The sequence below is a fragment of the Halobacillus sp. A1 genome (assembly GCF_024189295.1).
Classification (GTDB): domain Bacteria; phylum Bacillota; class Bacilli; order Bacillales; family Halobacillaceae; genus Halobacillus_A.
Map to the genome: position 1 here is coordinate 235056 of NZ_JAIZEN010000003.1, position 23280 is coordinate 258335.

Sequence of the window (23280 nt, forward strand, 5' to 3'; positions counted from 1 at the left end):
CTTTAAGCGTTTAAATGGGGAGGGGATTCGCTTTGTAACCTCCAAAACCAATAATTCCTTGGAAATTTCCAATATGAAAGCCAGTGAGGTAAACACTGGCTTTCATTTTATTTGGTATGTTAGTGCCAGTTCTTAAACAATTCATCTAACACTTCATTTGTTCCTATCGCAGTTTCGCCAGTGCAAGGTGGATATTCTATCATAAATTGCTCTGATTTAGTTTCTGTTTTTAGAGTTACAGGATTATGATCAAAAAAAGAAAAGCTGATATAACCTTATGAATAAGGGTGGTGGTCTCTGAATTTCACTTACTATAAAACAACTCCAAAATTAATATATGGTTCTATATAATTTCCCTATGGCTCTCACAAAATAACTTAACTAAATGAATTTACAACTGACAGAACTGCAGGATGTGGTGTTTGCTGCTTCGTCTTCAGTAGAAAACGTGACTACTACTGTAACACTTAAAGCAAAAAGAGAACTTAACTTTTAAGCCAAGTAATTTTAAGCATTAGCATTACGATTGAATTTTCAGAATAGTAAATATATAGTAGAAACTACATACTAACTAGTAAGTATGTTTGATTTGTTACGATTCTTGAAATCAGTGACTAGCTTTATAACACTAGGAGTTAAAAAGGAAAGGGAGTGGTGTAATTGGGGATGTTAGAAACCGTAACTGGACCTATTGACGCTATGAAACTAGGGAAAACATTGATTCATGAGCATTTCTTTTTCGGTTATCCAGGGTTTCAGGGGGATCTCACACTTGGTACCTTTGACTTTGAACAAAAGAAGAGTAAAGGAATCGAGACAGCCAGGATGATCCAGGCTCAGGGCGTTGAAACAGTGATAGATCCTACACCGAATGAATGTGGCCGTAATATTCACTTGCTGCAAGCCGTATCGGAAGCTACCGGATTAAATATCGTGTGTGCGACGGGTTTTTATTACGAAGGAGAAGGGGCAACACCTTATTTTAAATTCCGTCAGCAGCTCGGAACGGCAGAAGAAGAAATTTATGAAATGTTCATAGAAGAAATCACAAACGGGATCGAAGGGACGGGAATTAAGCCAGGTGTAATCAAACTAGCTTCAAGTAAAAATGAAATTACCGAATATGAAAGAATGTTCTTTCGGGCAGCTGTTCGAGCGCAAAAGAAAACCGGTATCGTTCTTATTACACATACTCAGGAAGGGACGATGGGCCCTGAACAGACGGAATTATTGATTGAGGAAGGAGCTGACCTTTCTAAAGTTGTCATTGGGCATATGTGTGGAGCAACTGATATTAATCAACACTTGCAAGTTTTGAAACAAGGGGCCTATATTGCACTGGATCGCTGGGGGTTGCAGGGAATTGTCGGAGCCCCTATGGATGAATCGAGATTGATTGTTTTGAGCGGCTTACTGGCAGCAGGTTATGAAGAGCAAATTTTCCTTTCTCACGACACGGTAAACGTATGGTGGGGCAGGGATCCTGTTTTACCGGACTCTGTAGCCGGTTTGCTGCAAAATTGGCAGCCAGATCATCTATTTCGTCGGATTCTGCCGGCATTGCTGGAGAGCGGTGGAATTAATGAAAAACAAATAGAGCAGATTTTTGAAACGAATGCTAAAGACCTTTTTGAAACTAACCGCTAAAATATCAGTGAAATCTCCTTAAGTAAGATATACATTAAGGGGATTTTCTTTATTAAACTTGCAGCTAAAAAGTGAGAGTAGTTTTAATGTTTTTTCTTTTATTTTTCTAGTTTACATAATATATATTATAGGAAGTTAATTTAAAAAGCTTCATTTTGTCTCAATGACTAAGTATACTCTTGATAGTGAGACAGAATGAAAATTTATATTGTTTTAAACACTTCATGCTTTTTGTGTAACTATCTTATATATTACCCTTTGCTTCTGATAAACTTCACAATAATTGATTTGCTATCATCTGGGACTTTCGATAATTTATTGATTGTATTTCTATTTACATTTCGGAGTTGCTACTATATCTTAAGTCAAACTCTATAAGTTGGCACTTTTTCATGCTTAATTATGTACATTGGTATTGTATTTCATGAGTATCTTTTGCTAGTTGTTAAAAACCTCATAATCGTTCTTTATCTAATTTGTTTATGAATTGCCAGTCCATCTATATATATTCGTCTCAGATCTTTTATTTGGTTTGTCATTCGATCCACTGTTTGCTGCTTCAAACTATTTCTATGAACCTCGGCCTCACTATTCACTTATTTATAAATTCTGCAATTTATTTTAAATGCTCTTGTCATTTATGATATCGTTACATCAGCTAATTGCTTCCTCCGATTTATCCCCCTCTAACAGAACATTTGTTCTCATGAGCAAATTACGGCATAATTAACCTTTTTCCTCCTATAGTTCTTTTATAATTTTACTGATATTTTTTATTTATTGTTCGGAGTTGCTACTAAGTTTTAAGTCAAACTAATAAATTTTTTAATCAAAAAAATAAAGCCACAGAGTTTTTACTCTGTGACCTTAACTTTCGACTTTTTAGAGGATTTCGCTTGATTTTCCTGATAAACCTCAAGTGTCTTGTAGTAATAATCCAGAATCTGTTCGGAAGGTTTCTGCCAGCTGAAATTTTCAGCTTCCTTTCGAGCGTTGCTGCTTAATTTTTCATAAAGCTCTACATCTTCAAGGCGATTGATTGCATCAATCATGCTTTCCGTATTTTCATTCTCGAATAAAAGCCCCGTTTTTCCATCCTCTACCTGCTCCATAGTCGGACCGCTTTTAGCTGCAATGACAGGTAGTCCGGAAGCCATCGATTCAAGGATGACTAACCCTAATGTCTCAGTGACTGATGGGAAAATCAATGCATCTGAGGAAGCGAATGCTTGTGCGAGCTCATCGCCATGAAGAAGTCCGGTAAATACCGTTTTTGTGCCTGCGAATGTCTTTTCAAGGGCTTCCTTCTCAGGACCATCTCCAACTATCGCCAGAGAAAGATCGTCTCTTTGTTCAAGAAGAGGCTTGATCTTATGGATCTCCTTCTCTGGAGCCAATCTGCCAACAAACACGAGGAGTTTATTGTCCGTCTCTCCAGCCGACAGTCTTTCACGCATGCTGGCGTTTTTATGATCGGGATGATAGTGATCAATGGCAACACCACGGTCCCATACGTGGACATTGTGGAATCTTTTGTCTTGCAGTTCACCTTGAATAGCCTTTGAAGTACATAAGTTCAAGTCGGCGTAATTGTGAAGTTTTCTGAAATACCACCACACTATAGGAACGAACGGATACAAGCGATAGTATTCTAAATACTTAGGTACGTGTGTGTGATAGGAAGCAATTAAAGGATAATTAAGCTTACTGGCATGATATACGCCGGAGACCCCTACAAGAGCAGGGTTTACAACATGCACTAAATCCGGATCATGTTTTAAAAGCAGCTTCTTCACCCTTTTTTGAGGCATAGAAAATTCTCTATACCGGTAAAAAGGCATAGTCGTTGTTTTAACTCCTTCAACAATCGCACCTTCATATTCAGTTACACCTAAGTCCGGGGCAATCACAACTACTTCATGCTCCTGTTCCCTTAAATGTTTGATAGCTTCTTTCAGTCTTGTAACCACTCCATCCGTAGATGGAAGGAACGTTTCTGTAATGATGGCGATTTTCAAGGCGTAAAACTCCTTATTTCCAAGTAATAGATGGTAAGACGTTTTCTTCGATGATTCGGTCTTTATTCTCAACTGATATTTTCAGGATGTCCCGGATGACATCGTCTGTTAATAGATGAGGTTCTAGACCTAAATCACGTAATTTCGTATTTTTCGCATTGTAGTAATGGTCTTCATTTTCAATACGAGGGTTTTCAATTTTTTTGACTTCAGTCGTAAACCCTTCTTCTTTAGCGATCTTCTGAACACGCTCAGCTAATTCATTAACTGAGAACCATTCTGTAAACTGGTTGAACACTCTGAACTCACCGCGATCAGCAGGGTTTTCAGCAGCAATTTCTACACAACGTACAGTGTCCTCAATATTAAGGAAGGCACGGGTCTGACCGCCAGAACCATATACCGTAATATCATGACCGATAGCTGCCTGGTTGACAAAACGGTTCAATGCAGTACCAAACACTCCATCATAATCCACACGGTTGACGAGTACTGGATCCATCTGTGTCTCCTGTGTGTGTAAACCATATACAATTCCCTGGTTTAAATCCGTCGCGCGTATTCCCCAGATTTTGCAGGCAAACATAATGTTGTGACTGTCATGCACTTTGGATAAATGATAAAAAGAGCCCGGCTGCTTAGGGTACGGCAATGTATCTTTACGACCATTGTGCTCAATTTCGATATATCCTTCTTCAATATCAATATTCGGTGTTCCATATTCACCCATTGTGCCAAGCTTGATCAAATGACATTCTGGCGCAAATTCTTTAATAGCATATAATACATTCAAGTTGCCGATCACATTATTCGTCTGCGTGTAAGCGGCATGTTGACGGTCAATCATGGAATAAGGTGCGGAGCGCTGTTCAGCGAAATGCACAAATGCTTCTGGTTCTGTTTGACGAAAGACCTCACGTAGAAAATCGTAATGATTCAAATCACCTATAAACGTGCGGATCTCCTTCCCCGTCAGCTCTTTCCACTTAGCAACACGCTCTTCTAATGTTGCGATCGGTGTAACTGAATTAGAATGAAGCTCTTCATCAATCTCTCTTCTGGCCAGATTATCTACAATTGATACGTCATGACCTTGTTTAGATAAGTATAATGCGGTCGGCCAACCACAAAAACCGTCTCCCCCTGCTACTATAATTCTCATAATCTACCTCCTAGTTCCTTGGACACATTTCCATTTTAAATTTAGGATAACATTCTTTTATTAAGTATTGGTAATGATCAAGATAAAATTGTTTGATAATTTAACATTTCATGACCATTGATTCTTACGTTTTTGACTTTACCATTAAATAAATTGAAAAACAATTATTATCCTGTTACTTATCCCCCTTCTGAGCAAATTCACACATCCTTTTTATACCTTTAATCTTCAACTGATCATTCATACATATCTGTTTTTTTAAAACGGTAGAGTTGAATCTTCATTCATTACCTATGTTCAGTTATACTATAAATAGAAGTATTTTGAAAATTCATTTAAAACCGAGGAGGGCTTATGATGAATACATATAGGAATGTGTGGACACCTGACGAGAAGTTAAAAGCGAGCACTCGCCTTTACCAATGGATGAAAAAGAATGGATACGACGATTACGATGAATTTCAGAAAAAGTCAGTGGAAGATATCGAATGGCTGTGGGATGAGGCTACATCAACACTCGGGGTTGAATGGTATAAGGATTATGATAAGACACTTAACCTGCAACGAGGTATTCAATATCCTGAGTGGTTTGCAGGTGGAGAAATAAACGTAGCGCACAATGCGATTGATAAATGGGCAGCCGATGAAAAAACGAAACATAAGGCTGCCTTGTACTGGGAAGGGGACGGTGGTGAAAAGGATTCCTACACCTTCCATGAACTAAACATAAAAATGAATGCGTTTGCAAACGGTCTTGAAGACTTAGGAGCAAAATCAGGTGATGTCATCACTCTATATTTGCCTATGCTGCCTGAAACATTGATTGCGATGCTTGCCGTATCAAAAATCGGTGCAATCATTTGCCCTACTTTTTCCGGGTATAAAGCTGATGCTCTCTCTACCCGCTTGAACGCTTCTCGTTCTAAATTCTTGATTACAGCTGATGGATTTTATAGAAGAGGAAAAGTCATTTCAATGAAAGAAGAAGCAGACCTTGCTGCAGAGAAAGCTGAGCATTTAAAACATATGATCGTTGTCGAACGGACCCATCAAAAAGTGAATTGGAAGAAAAACCGTGATGTTGCTTTCAACTCATTGTTAAATCAACCTACAAGCTACGACACGAAGCATATGAAATCAAATGATCCCTTTATGCTGATTTATACATCGGGTACCACAGGCAAGCCTAAAGGCGTATTACACTCCCATGCAGGATTCCCGATAAAAGCGGCGTTCGATGCTGGAATTTGCATGGACGTCACCCAGAAGGATACCATTTTTTGGTACACAGACATGGGATGGATGATGGGGCCGTTTCTCGTTTACGGGGGTCTTTTAAATGGTGCTTCCATCGTTATGTTTGAAGGTACGCCCGATTACAAAGAGCCTGACCGTCTCTGGCAGATGGTAGAACAGTATCAAGTCTCTCATTTAGGCATCTCCCCTACTTTAATCCGCTCCATGATGAAGCACGGGGTCGACTGGATAGAGAAACACGACTTATCTTCTCTGAAATTAATCGGCTCAACGGGAGAACCATGGAACCCAGAGCCGTGGCTGTGGCTCTTTGAAAAGGTTGGAAAATCAAAGATTCCTATTTTCAATTATTCAGGTGGTACTGAAATTTCTGGAGGAATTTTCGGCAATGTCCTCGTTAAACCGATACAACCTGTCACATTCAACGCTCTCCTGCCTGGTATGGATGCTGATATTTACAACCCTGAGGGAGAATCACTCAAGAATGAAGTCGGGGAACTCGTGATTAAACAGCCGTGGGTCGGGATGACTAATGGTTTCTTCGAGGATGATAGGAGGTACAAAGAAACGTATTGGAGCCGTTTTGAAGATACCTGGCTTCACGGAGACTGGGTGACGGTTGACGATGAAGGATACTATACAATAACAGGACGCTCAGATGACGTACTGAACGTGGCAGGTAAACGACTCGGCCCTGCTGAAGTCGAATCAGTATTAGTTGACCATAAAGAGATTATTGAGGCAGGTGTTATCGGCGTCCCCCATGATATTAAAGGAGAAGAACCGATTGCGTTTATCGTGCTGCGCAGTGAAGCAGTAGCTGATGAAGCGTTATTCGAGGAGATCAAGGAATTTATGGCGCATAAATTAGGAAAAGCTTTAGCGCCTAAAAAAGTTTTTTCCGTATCCGATCTTCCTAAAACAAGAAATGCTAAAGTCATGAGAAGAGCTATAAAATCAGCATATTTAGGGAAACCATCTGGAGACTTAAGTGCACTTGAAAACCCGGAGACGGTCGAAGAAATAAAAAAAATCGGTCAGCAGCACGCCTTTAAATAAAGACTCTGTTAAAGTTCAATAAAGACTCTGTTAAAGTTCAATGTTGATAGTAGTAGTAAAAAATGAAATTCCGTATGGTCGGAATTTCATTTTTTCTATTGCATTATTTATATTTTTTTAAAAAAACATTTTCCAAGTTCTTTATTATTGTGCTCCATTCAGTAAGTAAATTAGGATTTTCTATGTTCTTGATCTCTTCCCATCCATTTCCCTGTGACTAAACTCACGCGGGTATAGAACAGCCCCAATTCATGAAAAGTAATTCTAAAAATAATTAAAGACAGTAGTGGTTTTTAAGGGAATCCCTTTTAAGCATTCAGCCCCGTTGTTCAACAACTAGTTACTCTTCTAAAATAGGAGCTATATTATCAATTCGATTAGTCCATATACCTCCTTTATAGTTTATGGGAAGGCGTTCTAAGTCTTTCTCGTTATCAAAACCTTCTGACCACCCACCATCGCCAGCCACAAGGACCAATCTTGTATTAATCCCATCTAATCTATTTAGAAACTTGTTTGGAAATCCCCATAAATAAGGAGCTATTTTTTCAGGGATGTGCAATTGTGTGTTTTCGCACGTTGACGGTACATATCCTGTCCAACCAACTGCTATATAAGGAAACAGGCAACTTTTCATCGTATCTTTTGACATGACACGAAGGTCAGGTAGTCTTTCTTTTAAAGAAGCAATCGGCTGATCACCGCCGTAAACTGAAAGTTCTTTTATCCTGCTTTTTGGGAACTTGCTCAGATAGTCGGACAATTGTTCCCCTTCAACCGGGTCATCACTTTTAATATGAATTAAAAAGGATTGCTCTGGAAAATGGTTCAACACTTCTTCGAGTGAAGGTATCAACCCTGTTCCTTTACCTCGAAAAGGATAAGTTTCTCCGTTATCAGCAGTATACCCATAACCAACATCTAATTCCTTTAGCTCCTGCATCGTGTGTTCTCTCGTTACGCCTTCGCCATCAGTTCTACACTCCAGTGTCCAATCATGAAAGACAGCGAACTCTCCGTCTATCGTTGGTTGAACATCAAACTCGACAACATCTGCCCCAGCGTCAAAAGCTGCTTCCATTGAAGGGATGGTATTTTCTATATATGAGTGTTCAGGCTCGTGAATTCTATCTGCGGTACATGTCTCCCCCGTAATTCCCTCCATAGGAAAGGTCTGCGCCATTCCACGATGAGCCATCAATAAAGGCTCCCTATTGATCTCATTCGTGAATAATGAAGTGTTGTTCAAGTACATAAAAGCAACTAAAACAAACAAAAATATTAAAAACCTTTTAAGGTTTCGCATTAACCTCTTCATAAATCTCCTCCAAATGCTACATCTACTGCTTGTTCAATAATTCCCCATAGTTATTTAATCTATCGTCTGAAATATTATCCGTTACTTTAATATATAGAGTGAAGTTAATAGTTTCTATCTCGTTGTTTAAGGTTCGAATTCAATATTTTTCAATTTGTGTACTGTCTAATATGGAGTGTACAGCTTTCTCTATGACTTCAGGCTTTTCAAAATGGACACTATGTCCAGATCCTTTGGCTAAACAATACGAAGCCTGAGAGTTTATCTTCGTTTGGTTATGGATCAACATTTGCCATATGTTTTCTATTTCCTCCGCTTCTGAATTATGTAACCCTTCACTTTCCACCATTTCTAAAATTGACGCCTTTGGATCTCTACCTATGATTAAAGCAGGGGTATCAGGAAAGGATTTGCTCTGATTCGTATCCCTACCGGACAAGAGATCATTTTCTAGCTCTTCACTTAGGGTTTCGAACATGGATGGGTTACTCATAAAATTCTCTATTTCTCTGTAACTGCTGTTTGGTAATAATTTTTTGAGTTCATTAATCCAATCTTTCATTTCCTTATGTAACTCTTCTTTAGAAAGCCTGGAGTAGGTTTTACATTTATTTATCCATGCTTCTGTATTATTACTATACTCTCCTTCGATTTCAACTGCATCTAATTTATATGCCTCATATGAAGTTGAATCGACTAAAATAAACCCACTAGCGACGCTTGGATAATCATGAGCAAATTGCTGCAGTATGAGCCCTCCATACGAATGACCTAATAATATAGGAGAAGTGATATTAAGTTTCTTAATTAGAGCATAAAGATCTTTTGCGTTTTCTTTAAGATTTCTGGATGTCATCCCTTTATTGCTTCGACCGCATCCAGCTCTGTTGTAAACTATTACTCTTCCGTATCTGGAAAGCTTTTCACGTAAAGCCTCCCATTCAGCTAAAGAACTTATCATTCCTGGTTGAATTATTATTGTCCTTCCATACCCTCTCATCCTTACCTCTAGTTTTTTGTCACCAATATTGACGAGTGTCTTAATTTAGATCACCTCCAAGTATTTCATTTAAATAAGCCAACGGTATAGTAAGGCATGAATAAAAATTATTTGAATGAAAAAGAGTTCTTTTGTTTCCTGATAGCAAATATGCAAATAAGCATAAATATAAGCCCTATAATAATTGCACTTATACTTACATAAGTATAGCTTAATGCACCAAATCCAGTAATATTTTTCTGAGAGTAAAACCATATCATAATTCCATATAAAAACAGGAATAACGAAGAACAAAATGCCAATCTATGTCTTTGGAATCCTAGCAAAACAGTTGATATAAGTGAAATTATTATGGCTATGTATAATGATTCCTCTCCAAGAAAAAACTCCATCGAATCCTCCTGTCAAACTTGCTTAACTTAATATCCCTACATTCAATATATGTAATAAAGAAATCTCTCCTAATAATTAGAGTGAGGCCTCTTATTTCGATAAAATCATTTTGTGCTTAATAAAAATCCTCTCTTAATGTATATACGTTCCTAACAAAAAATAGTTTCAGGCCTTATATTGTGTCCGGCACTTTAGTTTACGGCTTTGTACGCTTATCCAAATATTATTATCAAATCATTGTTGATTTACGAAAAAACAGCAGACCAAATCACAGGTGTTTGGTCTGCTGTTTCGTATATTATTAATTATGTTTCTGAAGGGCATGGAGATAAGCAGGGTGGTCACTTATCATACAGGATAAACGCCGTGCTTTCTTTCTGTGAACGTAACATCCTTTGTCTGATAAGCTTCAAATCGCTGCACAAGATCAGCTCGTAAATTCTCGGGCTGAACGATATCATCGATCACCATTTCCGATGCCAGACGATATAAATCGATATTCTCTTTATATTCTTCCTGCTTCTCCTTAATAAAAGCAGGACGATCCTCTTCGTTTAATGCTGCGATTTTGTTCGCATACACAGCGTTCACAGCCGCTTCAGGCCCCATCACGGCAATTTGTGCTGTCGGCAGGGCAATGCACGCATCCGGCTCGAACGCAGGTCCAGCCATGGCATACAACCCTGCACCATATGCTTTTCTTACCACTACAGAAATCTTAGGTACCGTCGCTTCACTCATAGCTGAGAGCATTTTGGCCCCGTGGCGGATGATTCCTGCCCTTTCCACTCTAGTACCAATCATGAAACCCGGAATATCGACTAAGAATAGCAGCGGGATATTGAACGCATCACAGAGCTGCATGAACTTAGCGGCTTTATCAGCAGAGTCTGGAAAAAGCACGCCGCCTTTTGCTTTTGGCTGGTTGGCTATGATCCCTACCGTGCGTCCATCAATTCTTGAAAGGCCGGTGATCAGTTCAGGAGCAAATTTCTTTTTAACCTCACAGAACGTCTCTTCATCGATTAAACGATCAATCAACTGGTACATATCAAAAGGAGCATTCTGATTTTCGGGAATCAGGTCAGCTATGTTTTTCTCGAACGAAGCAGGTTCAATCGACTCCAGTCTCTTCGGCACATGCTTAAAGTTCGAAGGAAAATAACTGAGGTAGCGTCTTGCATAATCAATCGCTTCCTTCTCGTCTTTCGCTAAGACATCCCCGCAGCCTGAGACAGAACAGTGCATATTGGCACCACCCATTTCTTCAAGGCTTACTTTCTCTCCGATAACTTTCTCAGCCATTCTTGGAGAGCCGAGATACATAGAAGCATTCCCATCTACCATAACGACGATGTCACAGAATGCTGGAATATAAGCGCCGCCAGCTGCTGATGGACCAAACAGAAGACAGATTTGCGGCACTCGGCCGGAGAGCTTGATTTGATTATGAAAAATCCGCCCAGCCCCTCTCCGGTTTGGGAACATGTCCACCTGGTCGGTAATTCTTGCTCCGGCTGAATCAACTAAGTAAAGCATCGGAAGTTGAAGTTTCATCGCTGTTTCTTGAATTCTTATGATTTTTTCCACCGTACGCGCTCCCCACGAGCCCGCTTTTACTGTCGAGTCATTCGCCATCACACACACTTGTTCCCCATTGATTTTACCAATCCCAGTAACCACACCGTCAGCGGGCAGAGAACCATCTGTGCAATTCGCGAAAAATGCATCTTCTATGCTTAAGTCATCATCAAATAACAGTTGAAGACGCTCACGAACGAACATCTTTCCTTTCTGTTGATTACTTTCATGATATTTCTCCGCTCCACCTGAAGCTATTTTTTCGTACATATCCTGTAACGTTTCGTTCAATGACTTCCCCTCCTTTACTTTCCTGTATACTCAGGTTTGCGCTTTTCTTTAAAAGCTTTTAATCCCTCCAGCCGATCGCGCGTAGGGATGGTTTGTTTATAGTTCTCATGCTCCATTTCAAGACCTGTCTGCAGGTCTGTTTCCATTCCTTGCCGAATCGATTGTTTCGCCATCTTTAACGCGATCGGGCCGTTATGGGAAATACGCCGCGCTACTTCAACCGTTTCCTCATAAAGGTGCTCCTGTGGATAGATACCTTCGACTAAATGGATTCGCAAAGCCTGATCCGCGGTTATAGGCTGACCAGTAAAAATTATTTTTTTAGCCTGTCCGATTCCGATGAGCCGGGGCAAACGCTGCGTTCCCCCTGCACCGGGGATGATCGCTAAAGATGTTTCCGTCAATCCGACTTTTGCGTTTTCGGTCATCAATCGCAAGTCACAGCAAAGGGCCAATTCCAATCCGCCTCCATAAGCCGCTCCATTGATCATAGCGATCGTAGGAATCGAAAGGTTTTCTATTTTACGTAACGTTTCGCCGATTTTTTTTACAGTATTTATGACTTCTTCTTCCGTCATTCCGGCACGTTCCTTAAGGTCAGCTCCCGCACAAAATGCTTTCGGACCTTTTCCCGTAATAATAGCCGCTCTCGCATCAGACTGCTCCACTTCTTCTGCAGCGCTCGAAAGTTCATCGAGAAGCTTATGGGATAAGCTGTTCGCTGCATCCTCGCGGGTAAGTGTGATCATCACAATATGCTCGTCATACGTCACTTCTACTAAAGCCATTACAATGACTCCCCCTGTTTCATTCTGTTGATGACTTGCATTTGATGGCTCGGTAAAGGTTTCCCTAATGCCTGTTGGATATAAGACGCAGCTTCTCTCATTTTTTCTTCTTGTACGCCTGTCTCTATCCCCATTTGATGAAGCATATGCACGAGATCATCGGTTGCAAGATTACCCGAAGCTCCTTTTGCGTAAGGGCATCCGCCTAAACCGCCCAGCGAGCTGTCAAAAGTCGTAATTCCGTGCTCCAATGATACAAGCACATTTGCCAGTGCCATGCCGTGGGTATTATGAAAGTGCATGGCGACCCGCTCCATGTCGAGTTCATGTTTAATATTTGTAAGCATGTCATCAACTTGCTTAGGGTTGGCCACGCCGATTGTATCTCCAAATGAAATCTCATCAATTCCCATGTCCAGCAGCCGAGCAGCTAAGTCAATCACTTGCTGGACAGGGACATCGCCTTCATACGGACAACCAAACACTGTGGAAAGATAACCACGCACCCGTTTTTGGTGATGCTTCGCTTCCTCTACAACTTCCCGCAGGACGGGATACGTTTGTTCTATCGATTTATTAATATTGTTTTGATTGTGCGATTCACTCGCTGACATAAACACGGCCACTTCATCAACGTTCGTTTCGATGGCGGCTTCAAGTCCTTTTTTGTTAGGGACTAGAGCGGCATACGTAATTAGATCATTTCGCCTAATGGCTGCGGCTACTTCCTTAGCATCTTTTAACTGTGGGATCCACTTAGGATGGACGAACGAACTGATTTCGATGGAAGAGAAACCAGCTTCTGACAGTAAATTGATCCATTCGATTTTTACATTCGTCGGTATGTGGGATGACTCGTTTTGTAAACCATCCCGGGGGCCGACTTCCTTGACAGTGACGAATTCCGGCCACGCTTGCATGTAACCCCTCCATTATTCAATAATCGCAATAACGTCCCCTTCATTGACAAAATCGCCTTCTCCTACTTTAAGCTCTTTAACTGTGCCGTCTTGCTCTGCAGGAATCGGTATTTCCATTTTCATAGATTCTAAGATGACGACATCTTGGCCGGATGTTACAGATTCCCCTTCATTTGCAACAATTTTCCAAACACTGCCTGCCATCGATGCTTTAATTTCGTTCATGTTTTTCTCCCCTTTTATTGATTAGTAAGTGATGGTAAGTAATAGTCTTCGATAAATGATGTAGTAGCCGCTCCAGATGTGAACTGTTCATGGGTGACGACTCGTTTCAGCATCGTTAAGTTACTTTTGATGCCTTCGATTTCGTATTGGTGCAGCGCTTTGGTCAGCTTTTCAATCGCTTCCTTCCTCGTATCCGCATGGACGACCAGTTTAGCAATCATAGGATCATAAAAAGGAGTGACTTGCGAATCCGCGTTTACTGCGACCTCATGACGAACGCCGTCGCCTTTAGGAAGTGTAAGCTTCGTCAACTGACCTGGTGACGGATAAAACGTATTGGAATCTTCTGCATAGATGCGTGCTTCAATCGCATGCCCCTGGATGAGCAGATCCTCCTGTTTATAGGTCAGCTTTTCACCAAAGGCGATCCGCAGCTGCTGTTCGACTAAATCGAGGCCTGTGATTTCCTCCGTCACCGGATGCTCTACTTGCAGTCTTGTATTCATTTCTAAGAAATAGAAGTTTTCCTGATCATCGACTAAAAATTCAATCGTCCCCGCGTTCGTGTAACGCAGCTTTTGAACGGCTTTAAGGGCACTTTCCCCCATTCTTCTTCTCGTTTCTTCAGAAAGAAAAGGAGAAGGTGCTTCCTCAATCACTTTTTGATGGCGTCGTTGAATCGAACACTCCCGCTCAAACAGATGGACAGCGTTCCCATGTTCATCAGCCAGCACTTGAATTTCGATATGCCGGGGGTTTATAATCTGCTTTTCTATGAACATTTTTCCGTCTCCAAAAAATGTTTGAGCCCGCTTTTGATTACCTTCAAATGCCTTTTCAAGTTCTTCAGCAGTTTTGACAGCCTGCATACCGATGCCGCCGCCTCCAGCGGCTGCCTTTAACATGACGGGATAACCGAACTCCTCTGCCACTTTGTTTGCTTCTTGAACATCAGCCACAGCTTCCATCGTTCCGGGCACAACTGGAACGCCTGCCATTTCCATCGCTTGACGGGCAGCAATTTTATCTCCCATCATAGCAATCAATTCAGAGGTAGGTCCGACAAACGTCAAACCTTCTTCTCTCACTCTTTTCGCAAAGCCGGCATGCTCACTTAGCAGACCATATCCCGGATGGATCGCTTCTGCATTCGTTTCCTTCGCTGCTTTTATAATGTTATCGATCTTCAAGTAGGATTCGTTTACTCTCGGTTTCCCTATCAAATAGCTTTCATCCGCTTCTTTAACGAAGGGAGCCTCCTGATCTGCTTCGGAATAAACCGCGACCGTTCGAATGTTCAAGCGCTGACAAGTGCGTATAATTCGTGAAGCGATCTCTCCCCGGTTTGCAATTAATAATTTTGAAAACATAGTAAAAGGCCTCCTTATTCTCTCGATCCAATCGAGTCAAGAGCTGCTTCCTTTAATTTATATTTTTGGATTTTACCGCTCGCTGTCATGGGGTATTCATCCGTAAACCGAATATATCTAGGGATTTTATGCTTGGAAATTTTCCCTTCACAGAATGTGCGAATGTTTTCTTCAGACGGTACCGTGCCTTCCTTAGCAATAATGAAGGCCATGATTTCTTCACCATATTTTTGATCGGGCACGCCGATCACTTGTACGTCCTGTACGCTCGGATGTTGATATAAAAACTCTTCGATTTCCCTCGGGTACACGTTTTCTCCGCCACGAATGATCATATCCTTCATACGGCCTGTGATTTCCACGTACCCCTCTTCATCCATGACGGCGATGTCTCCTGTATGGAGCCAGCCATCAGGGTCAATCGCCGCCTCGGTCGCTTCTTCATTTTTATAATAGCCCTTCATCACAAGATAACCTCTTGTGCATAACTCCCCAGGTATACCAGGTTCGCTCTCTTCCTGTGTCGCTGGGTCCAGTACTTTGACCTCCACATTCGGATGAGCACGGCCGACACTGCTGACACGTAATTCGATAGGGTCATCTGTTCTCGTTTGTGTGATGACAGGAGAAGATTCCGTTTGTCCGTAAGCAATCGTAATTTCCTCGGCTCCCATTTTATTCATGACATTTTTCATCACTTCCATAGGACAAGTCGAGCCGGCCATGATTCCCGTTCGTAAGGTGGTCGGTTTATATCGTTCAAAGCTAGGATCATTCAGTTCGGCGATGAACATCGTCGGTACACCGTGAAGTGCTGTACACGCTTCTTCTTTAACGGCACGCAATACTTGTTCAGGGTTAAATTGTTCTAAAATGACCATCGTCGCCGCTTTAGAAACAGCAGCCATCGTTCCCAGTACACATCCGAAACAATGGAAAAAGGGAACCGGAATGCATAAACGGTCTTCTGATGAAAGACGCATACAGTCCGCCACTTGATTGCCGTTATTTACAATATTGTGATGACTGAGCATGACGCCTTTTGGAAAGCCGGTTGTACCGGACGTATATTGCATATTGATTACGTCATCACAGTGAAGCGACGCTTGTGTTTTCCTAAGGGTTTCTGGACTGACAGATTCACTTGCTTTAACTACGTCGTTCCACGTATAACAGCCTGCGTATTCTTTTTCACCGAGCACGATAACATTTTTCAACCGGGGAAGCCTGGCACTGTGAAGCTCTCCCTTAGGGGAATGCTCGAGCTCAGGACAGATTTCCTTTAAAATGTCTATATAAGACACGCCGCGGAATTCTTCTGCTAAAATTAACGTGGAAGCATCAGACTGTCGTAATAAATATTCGAGTTCCTGCGCTCTGTAGTTTGTATTAACTGTGACTAAAACGGCGCCCATCTTCCCTGTAGCAAATTGAGAGACGAGCCACTCAGGTTTGTTATCTGACCAAATAGCCACATGGTCTTCCTTATCAATCCCTAAAGACATAAATCCACGAGCGGCTTCATTCGCCAGCTCATTGAATTCCTTGTAGTTTTTTCGCAAGCCCAGCTCAGGATAAACAAAAGCCTCGTGCTCCGGGTACTGTTCAGCTTGCTTTTCTAATAACTCACCAACCGTCAAATTCAATAAACTCATATACAACCTCCTCTTAGATTAAGGAACTAACAGCCCAATTGACGAGCAATCACCAAGCGTTGAATTTCAGACGTTCCTTCTCCGATTTCAAGCAGTTTAGCATCCCGTAAATATCTTTCCACCTCATATTCACGCATATATCCATAGCCGCCATGTATTTGAATGGCCTCGTTCGATGAGCGGAATGAGGTTTCAGAAGCATACAACTTAGCAAACGCCGCTTCTTTAGCAAAAGGTTTGCCTTGATCTTTCAGCCACGCCGCTTTCATCACCATATTACGAGCCAGCTCCACTTCCATCGCCATATCAGCTAACTTAAACTGAATCGCCTGGAAATTTGAAATGGATTGACCGAATTGTTTTCTTTCCTTAGCATAAGCGAGTGCTTTATCTAAAGCAGCCTGAGCTATTCCGACAGCAAGAGCCGCAATGGAAATGCGTCCTCCATCAAGAGTGTATAAGAACTGCTTGAAGCCTTTTTCAGGGTCACCTAAAAGATTATCTTCCGGTACTTCAACATCCTCTAAAATAATCTCCGACGTATTGGATCCCCGCACGCCCATCTTTTCATAAGGACTCGTAATCTTCATACCCGGCGTGTCTTTAGGGATGATAAACGCGGAGATGATATTTTTTCCGTCTGCCCGTTTCCCTGATACGGCTGTCACTGTAATCGAACGCGCATACTCAGCATTAGTAATCCAGCATTTTTCCCCGTTAATGACGTAATGTCCGTTTTTCAGTTCAGCTCGCGTCTTCGTGCCTCCGGCGTCTGAGCCTGCATTCGGCTCCGTCAGCCCAAAAGATCCTAAACCTTCTCCTTTAGCGAGAGGGACGAGGAACTGCTTCTTCTGCTCCTCCGTTCCAAAATAGTAAAGAGGGCTCGCTCCCAAAGAGACCGCTGCAGCATAGCTTAAGCCTGTTGATCCGCATACCTTGCCTATTTCTTCAACAGCGAGAGCGTAAGTAACGGTATCTCCTCCCGATCCGCCGTATTCTTCAGGGAATGGAATACCAAGCAGACCCAGCTTCCCCATTTCATCAAAGATGTCTTTAGGAAACTCAGCTTTTTCGTCAATTTCTATCGCGCGGGGGCGGATGACCCCGTCTGCAAAATCCCGAACCATTTTCCTCGTCATTTCCTGCTCTTTCGTCAACTCGAAATTCATAAAATCTCCCCTTCATGTAAAGACCGACTGGTTGGTCTGTAGTGGACAAAAAACTTTGTAAGCGTTTACTTTTTGTCGTAAAAAAAAGGAATGGTAAGCATTTGGCTCCTATACTCCCCCTCAACAGAAGGCAGCAAGGAATGTAAAATTAAATCGATGAACACATCAGCAATTTCATCTATAGAATATTCTCCGTCCCGGCGATACCACTTGTATATCCAGTTGACCATACCAAGGATAGCCATGCCTGTAAGAATCGGCGGCAGCTCTTTTCTGAAATAACCCATCCGCTGCCCTTCTTCGATTACTTGAAGGATCATCTGCTTGAATTCATCGCGTTTCTTTTTAATCTGCTGTTCATATTCTTGCTTTAAGTACATACTCTCCTGATAAAAAACGGAGATATGAGGTTTGTAAAGATCGAAAACTTTAACGAAAGACCTGATGATCGCCTGTATTTTTTCAACCGGAGAAGTATGGGTTTCGTTCGCGGCTTTCGCTTCTTTTGATACATATGTAATGAAGGCATCGTGGATGACGAAAAGAAGCTCTTCCTTAGAATGAAAATGATGATAGAATCCACCTTTCGATGTGTTCGAGGCTTCGACAATTTGTTTTACCGTCACGCCGTGAAACCCATTTTCATCAAAAAGAATTAGAGACTGTTCTATGATTTTATCTCTTAAATTTAACATACACCATCCCCTCAGACTGAATATAAATTCATCTTACCATAATAAAATGAAAACACAATATTAACATTATTTAGAAAAAAACTTCGTGTAAAAACGACTGATAAAGATTAGCTGTCTCCTGCTTTAAATAGCTGTAAGTACTCAACAGCACCAAGTATTATAAAAAAAAAAGACTTTTCCTCCGATGAGAAAAAGTCTTTCACATTACGATTCTTCTTTTTTAAAAGGTGTAGAGTACATCGGCTCCACCCAGGTTTCAATGATTTGTCCGCTTTGATCGCTGTCCATAATGTAAGAGCCATTGCTGTATCGATCATTCGCTTTGAAATCCATCGGTTTTACTGTACTCACTTTCCCTTTAGCAGACTTGATGACTACGGCATCCTGACTGGAAACGACGTGAACATCAACCACCTTGTGAGGGTCTTTTTTCAATTCACGCAGCATAATAACGCCTCGTTTAGCCCGGGTGGTACGCTCGAATTCTTTAAGTTTCATCCTTTTAACAGCGGCTCGGTGCGTGGTCAATATAAGGGAGGGGTCTTTATCAGATGAAAACACCTGCCCTGAGACGACTTCTTCTCCCTCTTTCAACTGTATAGCCTTCACACCTGCAGCCCGCTGCCCTACAGTATTCACTTCACTTTCATGATACCAGAGGCCGTAGGCTTTATTGGAAGCCATGAAGATATCGCATTGTCCATTTGTAACATGAACATCCACGACTTCATCATTTCCTTTCAAGTTGACGGCAACAAGCGGTTTTGAATGACGAGTGGCCTGGTAAAGTTGAAGCTCACTTTTCTTGACCATCCCATTTTTCGTAAAGAAGATTAAAAATTGATCTTCATTGAATTCCCTGATAGGAATAGCGTCGACTAAATATTCACCTTTGTCGATCGATACAATATTAGCGATGTGCTGGCCGAGATCTTTCCAGCGAATATCCGGAAGCTTATGGACGGGGATATACAAATACTTCCCAAAGTTTGTAAACAGGAGGATCGTATCCGTCGTATTAATTTCCAGAAGCCGCAGCAGATGGTCGCCATCTTTGATCGCTAAATCAGCACCATTTGAAGCCCCGTAAGAACGTAAGCTTGTTCGCTTGATGTAGCCATCCTTCGTCACAGATACCACAATATCTTCGCTGGCAACTGTCACTTCGAGATCCACTTTCAGCTCTTCTACTTTTTCTTCAATATCGGTTAATCGGTTATCGTTGTATTTCTTTTTCATTGCCTTCAAATCTGTTTTAATGACTTTGAACAATTTGCGTTCATCCGCTAAAAGTGATTCTAAATAGGCGATTTGCTCTCTCAGTTTTTCAGCTTCCGTTTGAAGTTCGGTTATATCCGTATTCGTTAAACGATAAAGCTGTAACGTAACAATCGCTTCAGCTTGTTCTTCCGTAAATCCATAAGCCGCAATCAATTGCTGCTTCGCATCCTGTTTATCCTTGGAAGCCCGAATCGTAGCAATGACCTCATCTAATATGGAAATGGCTTTGATCAGCCCTTCTACGATGTGCGCTCGTTTTTTAGCTTTGTTTAGATCAAAGATCGACTGACGAGTAACAACTTCCTGCTGGTGGAGAATATAAGCATCCAGCATCATCGGCAGACTGAGCAGTTTCGGTGTACGTTCATGGATGGCCACCATATTGAAATTATAAGCGATCTGTAAATCTGTATGTTTATACAGATAGTTCAGCACACCTTCACTGTTCGCATCTTTTTTAAGTTCAATAACGACACGCATTCCCGTACGATCCGTTTCGTCACGAACTTCTGATATTCCTTCTACTTTACGGTCAAGACGTAATTCGTCCATCCGCTTCACTAAAGTCGCTTTATTCACTTCAAAAGGAATTTCATCGATTACAATTTGTTCACGGCCGCCTCTAACAGACTGAATCTCTGCTTTGCCTCGAAGGACAATCTTGCCTTTTCCGGTTTCGTAAGCTTTCTTTAAGCCATCAATTCCCTGAATAATTCCTCCGGTTGGAAAATCAGGCCCTTTAAGCTTCGTCATCAGCTCGTCCACCGAAGCTTCAGGTTTATCAATCCTCATAATCACCGCATCAATTACTTCACCTAAATTATGAGGTGGGATTTCCGTTGCGTAACCTGCAGAAATCCCGGTGGACCCATTGGCTAACAGGTTAGGAAATTTAGCTGGAAGGACGGTAGGTTCTTCGATCGTATCATCGAAGTTCGGGATGTGTTCCACCGTCTCTTTTTCAATATCTCGTAAAAGCTCTGAAGAGATACTGGACAATCTCGCTTCGGTATAACGCATCGCAGCAGGCGGATCTCCGTCTACACTTCCGTTATTCCCATGCATCTCCACTAATGACTTCCGCACTTTCCAATCCTGACTCAAACGAACCATGGCATCATAAACAGACGAATCACCGTGAGGATGATAATTACCGATTACTGTACCCACAGTCTTCGCTGATTTACGAAATCCTTTATCGTGTGTGTTCTTTTCCTGGTGCATCGCATATAATATTCTTCGCTGAACAGGCTTTAAGCCATCTCTTGCATCCGGCAATGCCCGTTCTTGAATTATATATTTACTATAGCGGCCGAATCGGTCGCCCAATACTTCTTCTAATGGTAAATCTAAAAACTTTTCTGCCTCAGCCAACAGAGGATCCCCCTTTTACTTCTCAATTTTCTCGTTTTCTAAAATGTTCGCTTCGTCTTCTAGACCGAAAGCAACGTGGGATTCAATCCATTTTCGGCGAGGTTCTACTTTGTCTCCCATCAACGTCGTCACTCTGCGCTCCGCGCGGGCAAGATCATCAATAGTTACACGGATCAAGGTTCTAGTTTCAGGGTTCATCGTAGTTTCCCAGAGCTGATCCGCATTCATTTCTCCTAAACCTTTGTAACGTTGAATGGTATAGCCATTTTTAAACTCTTTCAATAGCTTTTGCATGCCATCTTCATCCCAAGCATATTCGGTCTTTTCTTTCTTCCCTTTCCCTTTCGACACTTTATAAAGTGGGGGAAGAGCAATAAATACTTTTCCAGATTCCACTAAGGGACGCATATAGCGATAAAAGAAAGTCAGCAGCAGAACCTGTATGTGAGCTCCGTCCGTGTCGGCGTCCGTCATGATGACGACTTTATCATAATTACAATCTTCAAGTTCAAAGTCTCCGCCGACTCCAGCTCCGATCGTATGGATAATAGTCGAGATTTCTTCATTCTTAAAAATATCAGCAATTTTAGCTTTTTCGGTATTGATGACTTTTCCTCGAAGGGGTAGTACTGCCTGGAACTTGCGGTCCCGTCCCTGTTTTGCAGAACCTCCCGCAGAGTCCCCCTCAACTAAATAAAGTTCATTTTTTTGAGCATTTTTTGATTGAGCAGGCGTCAGTTTACCACTTAATAAAGCGTCTTTGCGCTTTCGTTTTTTTCCTGACCGCGCGTCTTCACGTGCTTTTCGAGCCGCTTCGCGAGCTTCTTTAGCTCGTATCGCCTTTTTAATGAGCATCGTTGAAATATCAGGATTCTCTTCTAAGAAGTATGACAGCTGTTCAGCAACTACGGCATCCACAGAAGAACGTGCTTCCGAAGTTCCAAGTTTACTTTTAGTCTGACCTTCAAATTGGAGCAATTCTTCCGGAATACGAACTGAAATAATCGCTGTAAACCCTTCGCGGATATCATTTCCTTCCAGGTTTTTATCTTTTTCTTTCAACAATAATGCTCTGCGTGCATATTCATTGAACACCCGCGTGATTGCGGATTTCGCTCCTGATTCATGGGTCCCTCCATCTTTCGTCCGCACATTGTTGACGAAAGATAAAATGCTGTCAGTATATCCATCATTGAATTGAAAAGCGAAATCCACTTCAATGTCAGCATGGCTGCCTTCGAAGGATACGACAGGATGGAGAGTATCTTTTTCTTCATTTAAATATGCGACGAAAGATTCCAGTCCATCTTTATATTGGTAAGATTCTTCAACCGCTTCACGTTCATCAACAAGCTTGATCTTAAAGCCTTTTAATAAGAAAGCCGCCTCTCTAAGGCGTTCTGACAACGTTTCAAAATTGAATTTTGTTACTGAAAATATCGTTTCATCCGGTTTAAAACGGATGGTCGTCCCTGTTTTTCTTGTTGTTCCTTTATTCAGAAGGGAAGTTACAGCAACACCGCCATTTTCGAAGCGTTGATGAAATTTCTCGCCATCTCGGCAAATGTGTACCTCTAACCATTCAGACAGGGCGTTAACTACTGATGCTCCAACACCGTGCAGACCACCACTCGTCTTATAGCCTCCTTGGCCGAATTTACCTCCTGCATGAAGGACCGTCAAGATAACTTCAGGTGTCGGTTTTCCTGTCTGGTGCATCCCTGTAGGCATACCTCTGGCTTCATCCGCTACAGAAACACTTCCGTCTTTATGGAGGGTCACAGTCAATTGACTGCCAAACCCGGCCAATGCCTCATCCACTGAATTATCGACAATTTCAAAAATCAAATGGTGAAGCCCCCGCTGGTCCGTAGACCCTATATACATGCCCGGCCGTTTTCTAACAGCCTCCAGCCCTTCTAATACTTGAATGGAATCATCTGAATACGTTTGTTTTTGACTCGACAACTTTCCATCGGCTCCTTTCCGTACAACTCTACCTATCACTATGATAGAACAAATGTTCGTAAGTGTAAACGGCCATATAAAAACATCGCTTGTTATATTGTAGCGGTTT

Annotated in this window: 16 protein-coding genes; 2 read left to right on the forward strand and 14 right to left on the reverse strand. The window is 41.7% G+C overall.

The genetic code is table 11. The features are described 5' to 3' along the window. The first annotated feature begins 666 nt into the window (after positions 1–666). The gene (locus LF817_RS05570) at positions 667–1647 is read left to right on the forward strand and encodes a phosphotriesterase family protein (RefSeq protein ID WP_253934816.1); all 981 of its coding nucleotides are present in this window, start codon (positions 667–669) and stop codon (positions 1645–1647) included. Between the two features lie 854 nt (positions 1648–2501). Here the strand turns inward: LF817_RS05570 and LF817_RS05575 are convergent. Continuing rightward, positions 2502–3665: a glycosyltransferase family 4 protein gene (locus LF817_RS05575; RefSeq protein ID WP_253934785.1), complete on the reverse strand. Its 1164-nt coding sequence runs from the start codon at positions 3663–3665 to the stop codon at positions 2502–2504. A 13-nt stretch (positions 3666–3678) separates the two neighbouring features. Beyond that, a complete protein-coding gene (locus tag LF817_RS05580) occupies positions 3679–4827 on the reverse strand; it encodes an NAD-dependent epimerase/dehydratase family protein (protein ID WP_253934786.1) in 1149 nt (382 codons plus the stop codon). Positions 4828–5184: 357 nt separating this feature from the next. On the opposite strand from LF817_RS05580, the gene LF817_RS05585 reads away from it, so the two are divergent. Then, a complete protein-coding gene (locus LF817_RS05585) occupies positions 5185–7143 on the forward strand; it encodes an AMP-binding protein (RefSeq protein WP_253934787.1) in 1959 nt (652 codons plus the stop codon). Positions 7144–7483: 340 nt separating this feature from the next. Here the strand turns inward: LF817_RS05585 and LF817_RS05590 are convergent, their stop codons facing one another. The 12 genes from LF817_RS05590 to parE all read right to left on the reverse strand — a co-directional run bounded on the left by LF817_RS05590 (position 7484) and on the right by parE (position 23171). Beyond that, positions 7484–8461 (reverse strand): glycerophosphodiester phosphodiesterase family protein, encoded by a 978-nt coding sequence (locus LF817_RS05590; protein WP_253934788.1) that lies wholly within the window; start codon positions 8459–8461, stop codon positions 7484–7486. A 139-nt stretch (positions 8462–8600) separates the two neighbouring features. Next, entirely contained in the window at positions 8601–9461 is an 861-nt protein-coding gene (locus LF817_RS05595) for an alpha/beta hydrolase (protein ID WP_253934789.1), read from the reverse strand. 741 nt (positions 9462–10202) lie between these two features. After that, on the reverse strand, positions 10203–11705 hold the full coding sequence (locus tag LF817_RS05600; protein WP_253934817.1) for an acyl-CoA carboxylase subunit beta: 1503 nt from the start codon (positions 11703–11705) through the stop codon (positions 10203–10205). Between the two features lie 35 nt (positions 11706–11740). Continuing rightward, positions 11741–12514, reverse strand: coding sequence for an enoyl-CoA hydratase-related protein (locus tag LF817_RS05605; RefSeq protein WP_253934790.1), 774 nt, complete (start codon positions 12512–12514; stop codon positions 11741–11743). Beyond that, entirely contained in the window at positions 12514–13434 is a 921-nt protein-coding gene (locus tag LF817_RS05610) for a hydroxymethylglutaryl-CoA lyase (protein WP_253934791.1), read from the reverse strand. The genes LF817_RS05605 and LF817_RS05610 overlap by 1 nt, the downstream gene beginning before the upstream one ends. A gap of 12 nt (positions 13435–13446) precedes the next feature. After that, positions 13447–13659: an acetyl-CoA carboxylase biotin carboxyl carrier protein subunit gene (locus LF817_RS05615; RefSeq protein WP_253934792.1), complete on the reverse strand. Its 213-nt coding sequence runs from the start codon at positions 13657–13659 to the stop codon at positions 13447–13449. 14 nt (positions 13660–13673) lie between these two features. Continuing rightward, positions 13674–15029: an acetyl-CoA carboxylase biotin carboxylase subunit gene (locus LF817_RS05620; RefSeq protein ID WP_253934793.1), complete on the reverse strand. Its 1356-nt coding sequence runs from the start codon at positions 15027–15029 to the stop codon at positions 13674–13676. Positions 15030–15043: 14 nt separating this feature from the next. Next, positions 15044–16684: an AMP-binding protein gene (locus LF817_RS05625; RefSeq protein ID WP_253934794.1), complete on the reverse strand. Its 1641-nt coding sequence runs from the start codon at positions 16682–16684 to the stop codon at positions 15044–15046. A gap of 26 nt (positions 16685–16710) precedes the next feature. Further along, positions 16711–17853 carry an acyl-CoA dehydrogenase gene (locus tag LF817_RS05630; RefSeq protein ID WP_253934795.1) on the reverse strand — a complete coding sequence of 381 codons (1143 nt, stop codon included), beginning with the start codon at positions 17851–17853 and terminating at the stop codon, positions 16711–16713. Positions 17854–17918: 65 nt separating this feature from the next. After that, positions 17919–18548, reverse strand: coding sequence for a TetR/AcrR family transcriptional regulator (locus tag LF817_RS05635; RefSeq protein WP_253934796.1), 630 nt, complete (start codon positions 18546–18548; stop codon positions 17919–17921). Positions 18549–18752: 204 nt separating this feature from the next. Next, positions 18753–21203 carry a DNA topoisomerase IV subunit A gene (parC, locus tag LF817_RS05640; RefSeq protein WP_253934797.1) on the reverse strand — a complete coding sequence of 817 codons (2451 nt, stop codon included), beginning with the start codon at positions 21201–21203 and terminating at the stop codon, positions 18753–18755. Positions 21204–21218: 15 nt separating this feature from the next. Further along, positions 21219–23171: a DNA topoisomerase IV subunit B gene (gene parE / locus LF817_RS05645; protein WP_253934798.1), complete on the reverse strand. Its 1953-nt coding sequence runs from the start codon at positions 23169–23171 to the stop codon at positions 21219–21221. Positions 23172–23280 lie beyond the last annotated feature (109 nt).

Bases quoted from the DNA above. Each gene is read 5' to 3' on its own strand.
- LF817_RS05570 (WP_253934816.1), top strand. From the start codon at position 667: ATGTTAGAAACCGTAACTGGACCTATTGACGCTATGAAACTAGGGAAA.
- LF817_RS05580 (WP_253934786.1), bottom strand. From the start codon at position 4,827: ATGAGAATTATAGTAGCAGGGGGAGACGGTTTTTGTGGTTGGCCGACC.
- LF817_RS05585 (WP_253934787.1), top strand. From the start codon at position 5,185: ATGAATACATATAGGAATGTGTGGACACCTGACGAGAAGTTAAAAGCG.
- LF817_RS05590 (WP_253934788.1), bottom strand. From the start codon at position 8,461: ATGAAGAGGTTAATGCGAAACCTTAAAAGGTTTTTAATATTTTTGTTT.
- LF817_RS05595 (WP_253934789.1), bottom strand. From the start codon at position 9,461: ATGAGAGGGTATGGAAGGACAATAATAATTCAACCAGGAATGATAAGT.
- LF817_RS05600 (WP_253934817.1), bottom strand. From the start codon at position 11,705: ATGTACGAAAAAATAGCTTCAGGTGGAGCGGAGAAATATCATGAAAGT.
- LF817_RS05605 (WP_253934790.1), bottom strand. From the start codon at position 12,514: ATGGCTTTAGTAGAAGTGACGTATGACGAGCATATTGTGATGATCACA.
- LF817_RS05610 (WP_253934791.1), bottom strand. From the start codon at position 13,434: ATGCAAGCGTGGCCGGAATTCGTCACTGTCAAGGAAGTCGGCCCCCGG.
- LF817_RS05615 (WP_253934792.1), bottom strand. From the start codon at position 13,659: ATGAACGAAATTAAAGCATCGATGGCAGGCAGTGTTTGGAAAATTGTT.
- LF817_RS05620 (WP_253934793.1), bottom strand. From the start codon at position 15,029: ATGTTTTCAAAATTATTAATTGCAAACCGGGGAGAGATCGCTTCACGA.
- LF817_RS05625 (WP_253934794.1), bottom strand. From the start codon at position 16,684: ATGAGTTTATTGAATTTGACGGTTGGTGAGTTATTAGAAAAGCAAGCT.
- LF817_RS05630 (WP_253934795.1), bottom strand. From the start codon at position 17,853: ATGAATTTCGAGTTGACGAAAGAGCAGGAAATGACGAGGAAAATGGTT.
- LF817_RS05635 (WP_253934796.1), bottom strand. From the start codon at position 18,548: ATGTTAAATTTAAGAGATAAAATCATAGAACAGTCTCTAATTCTTTTT.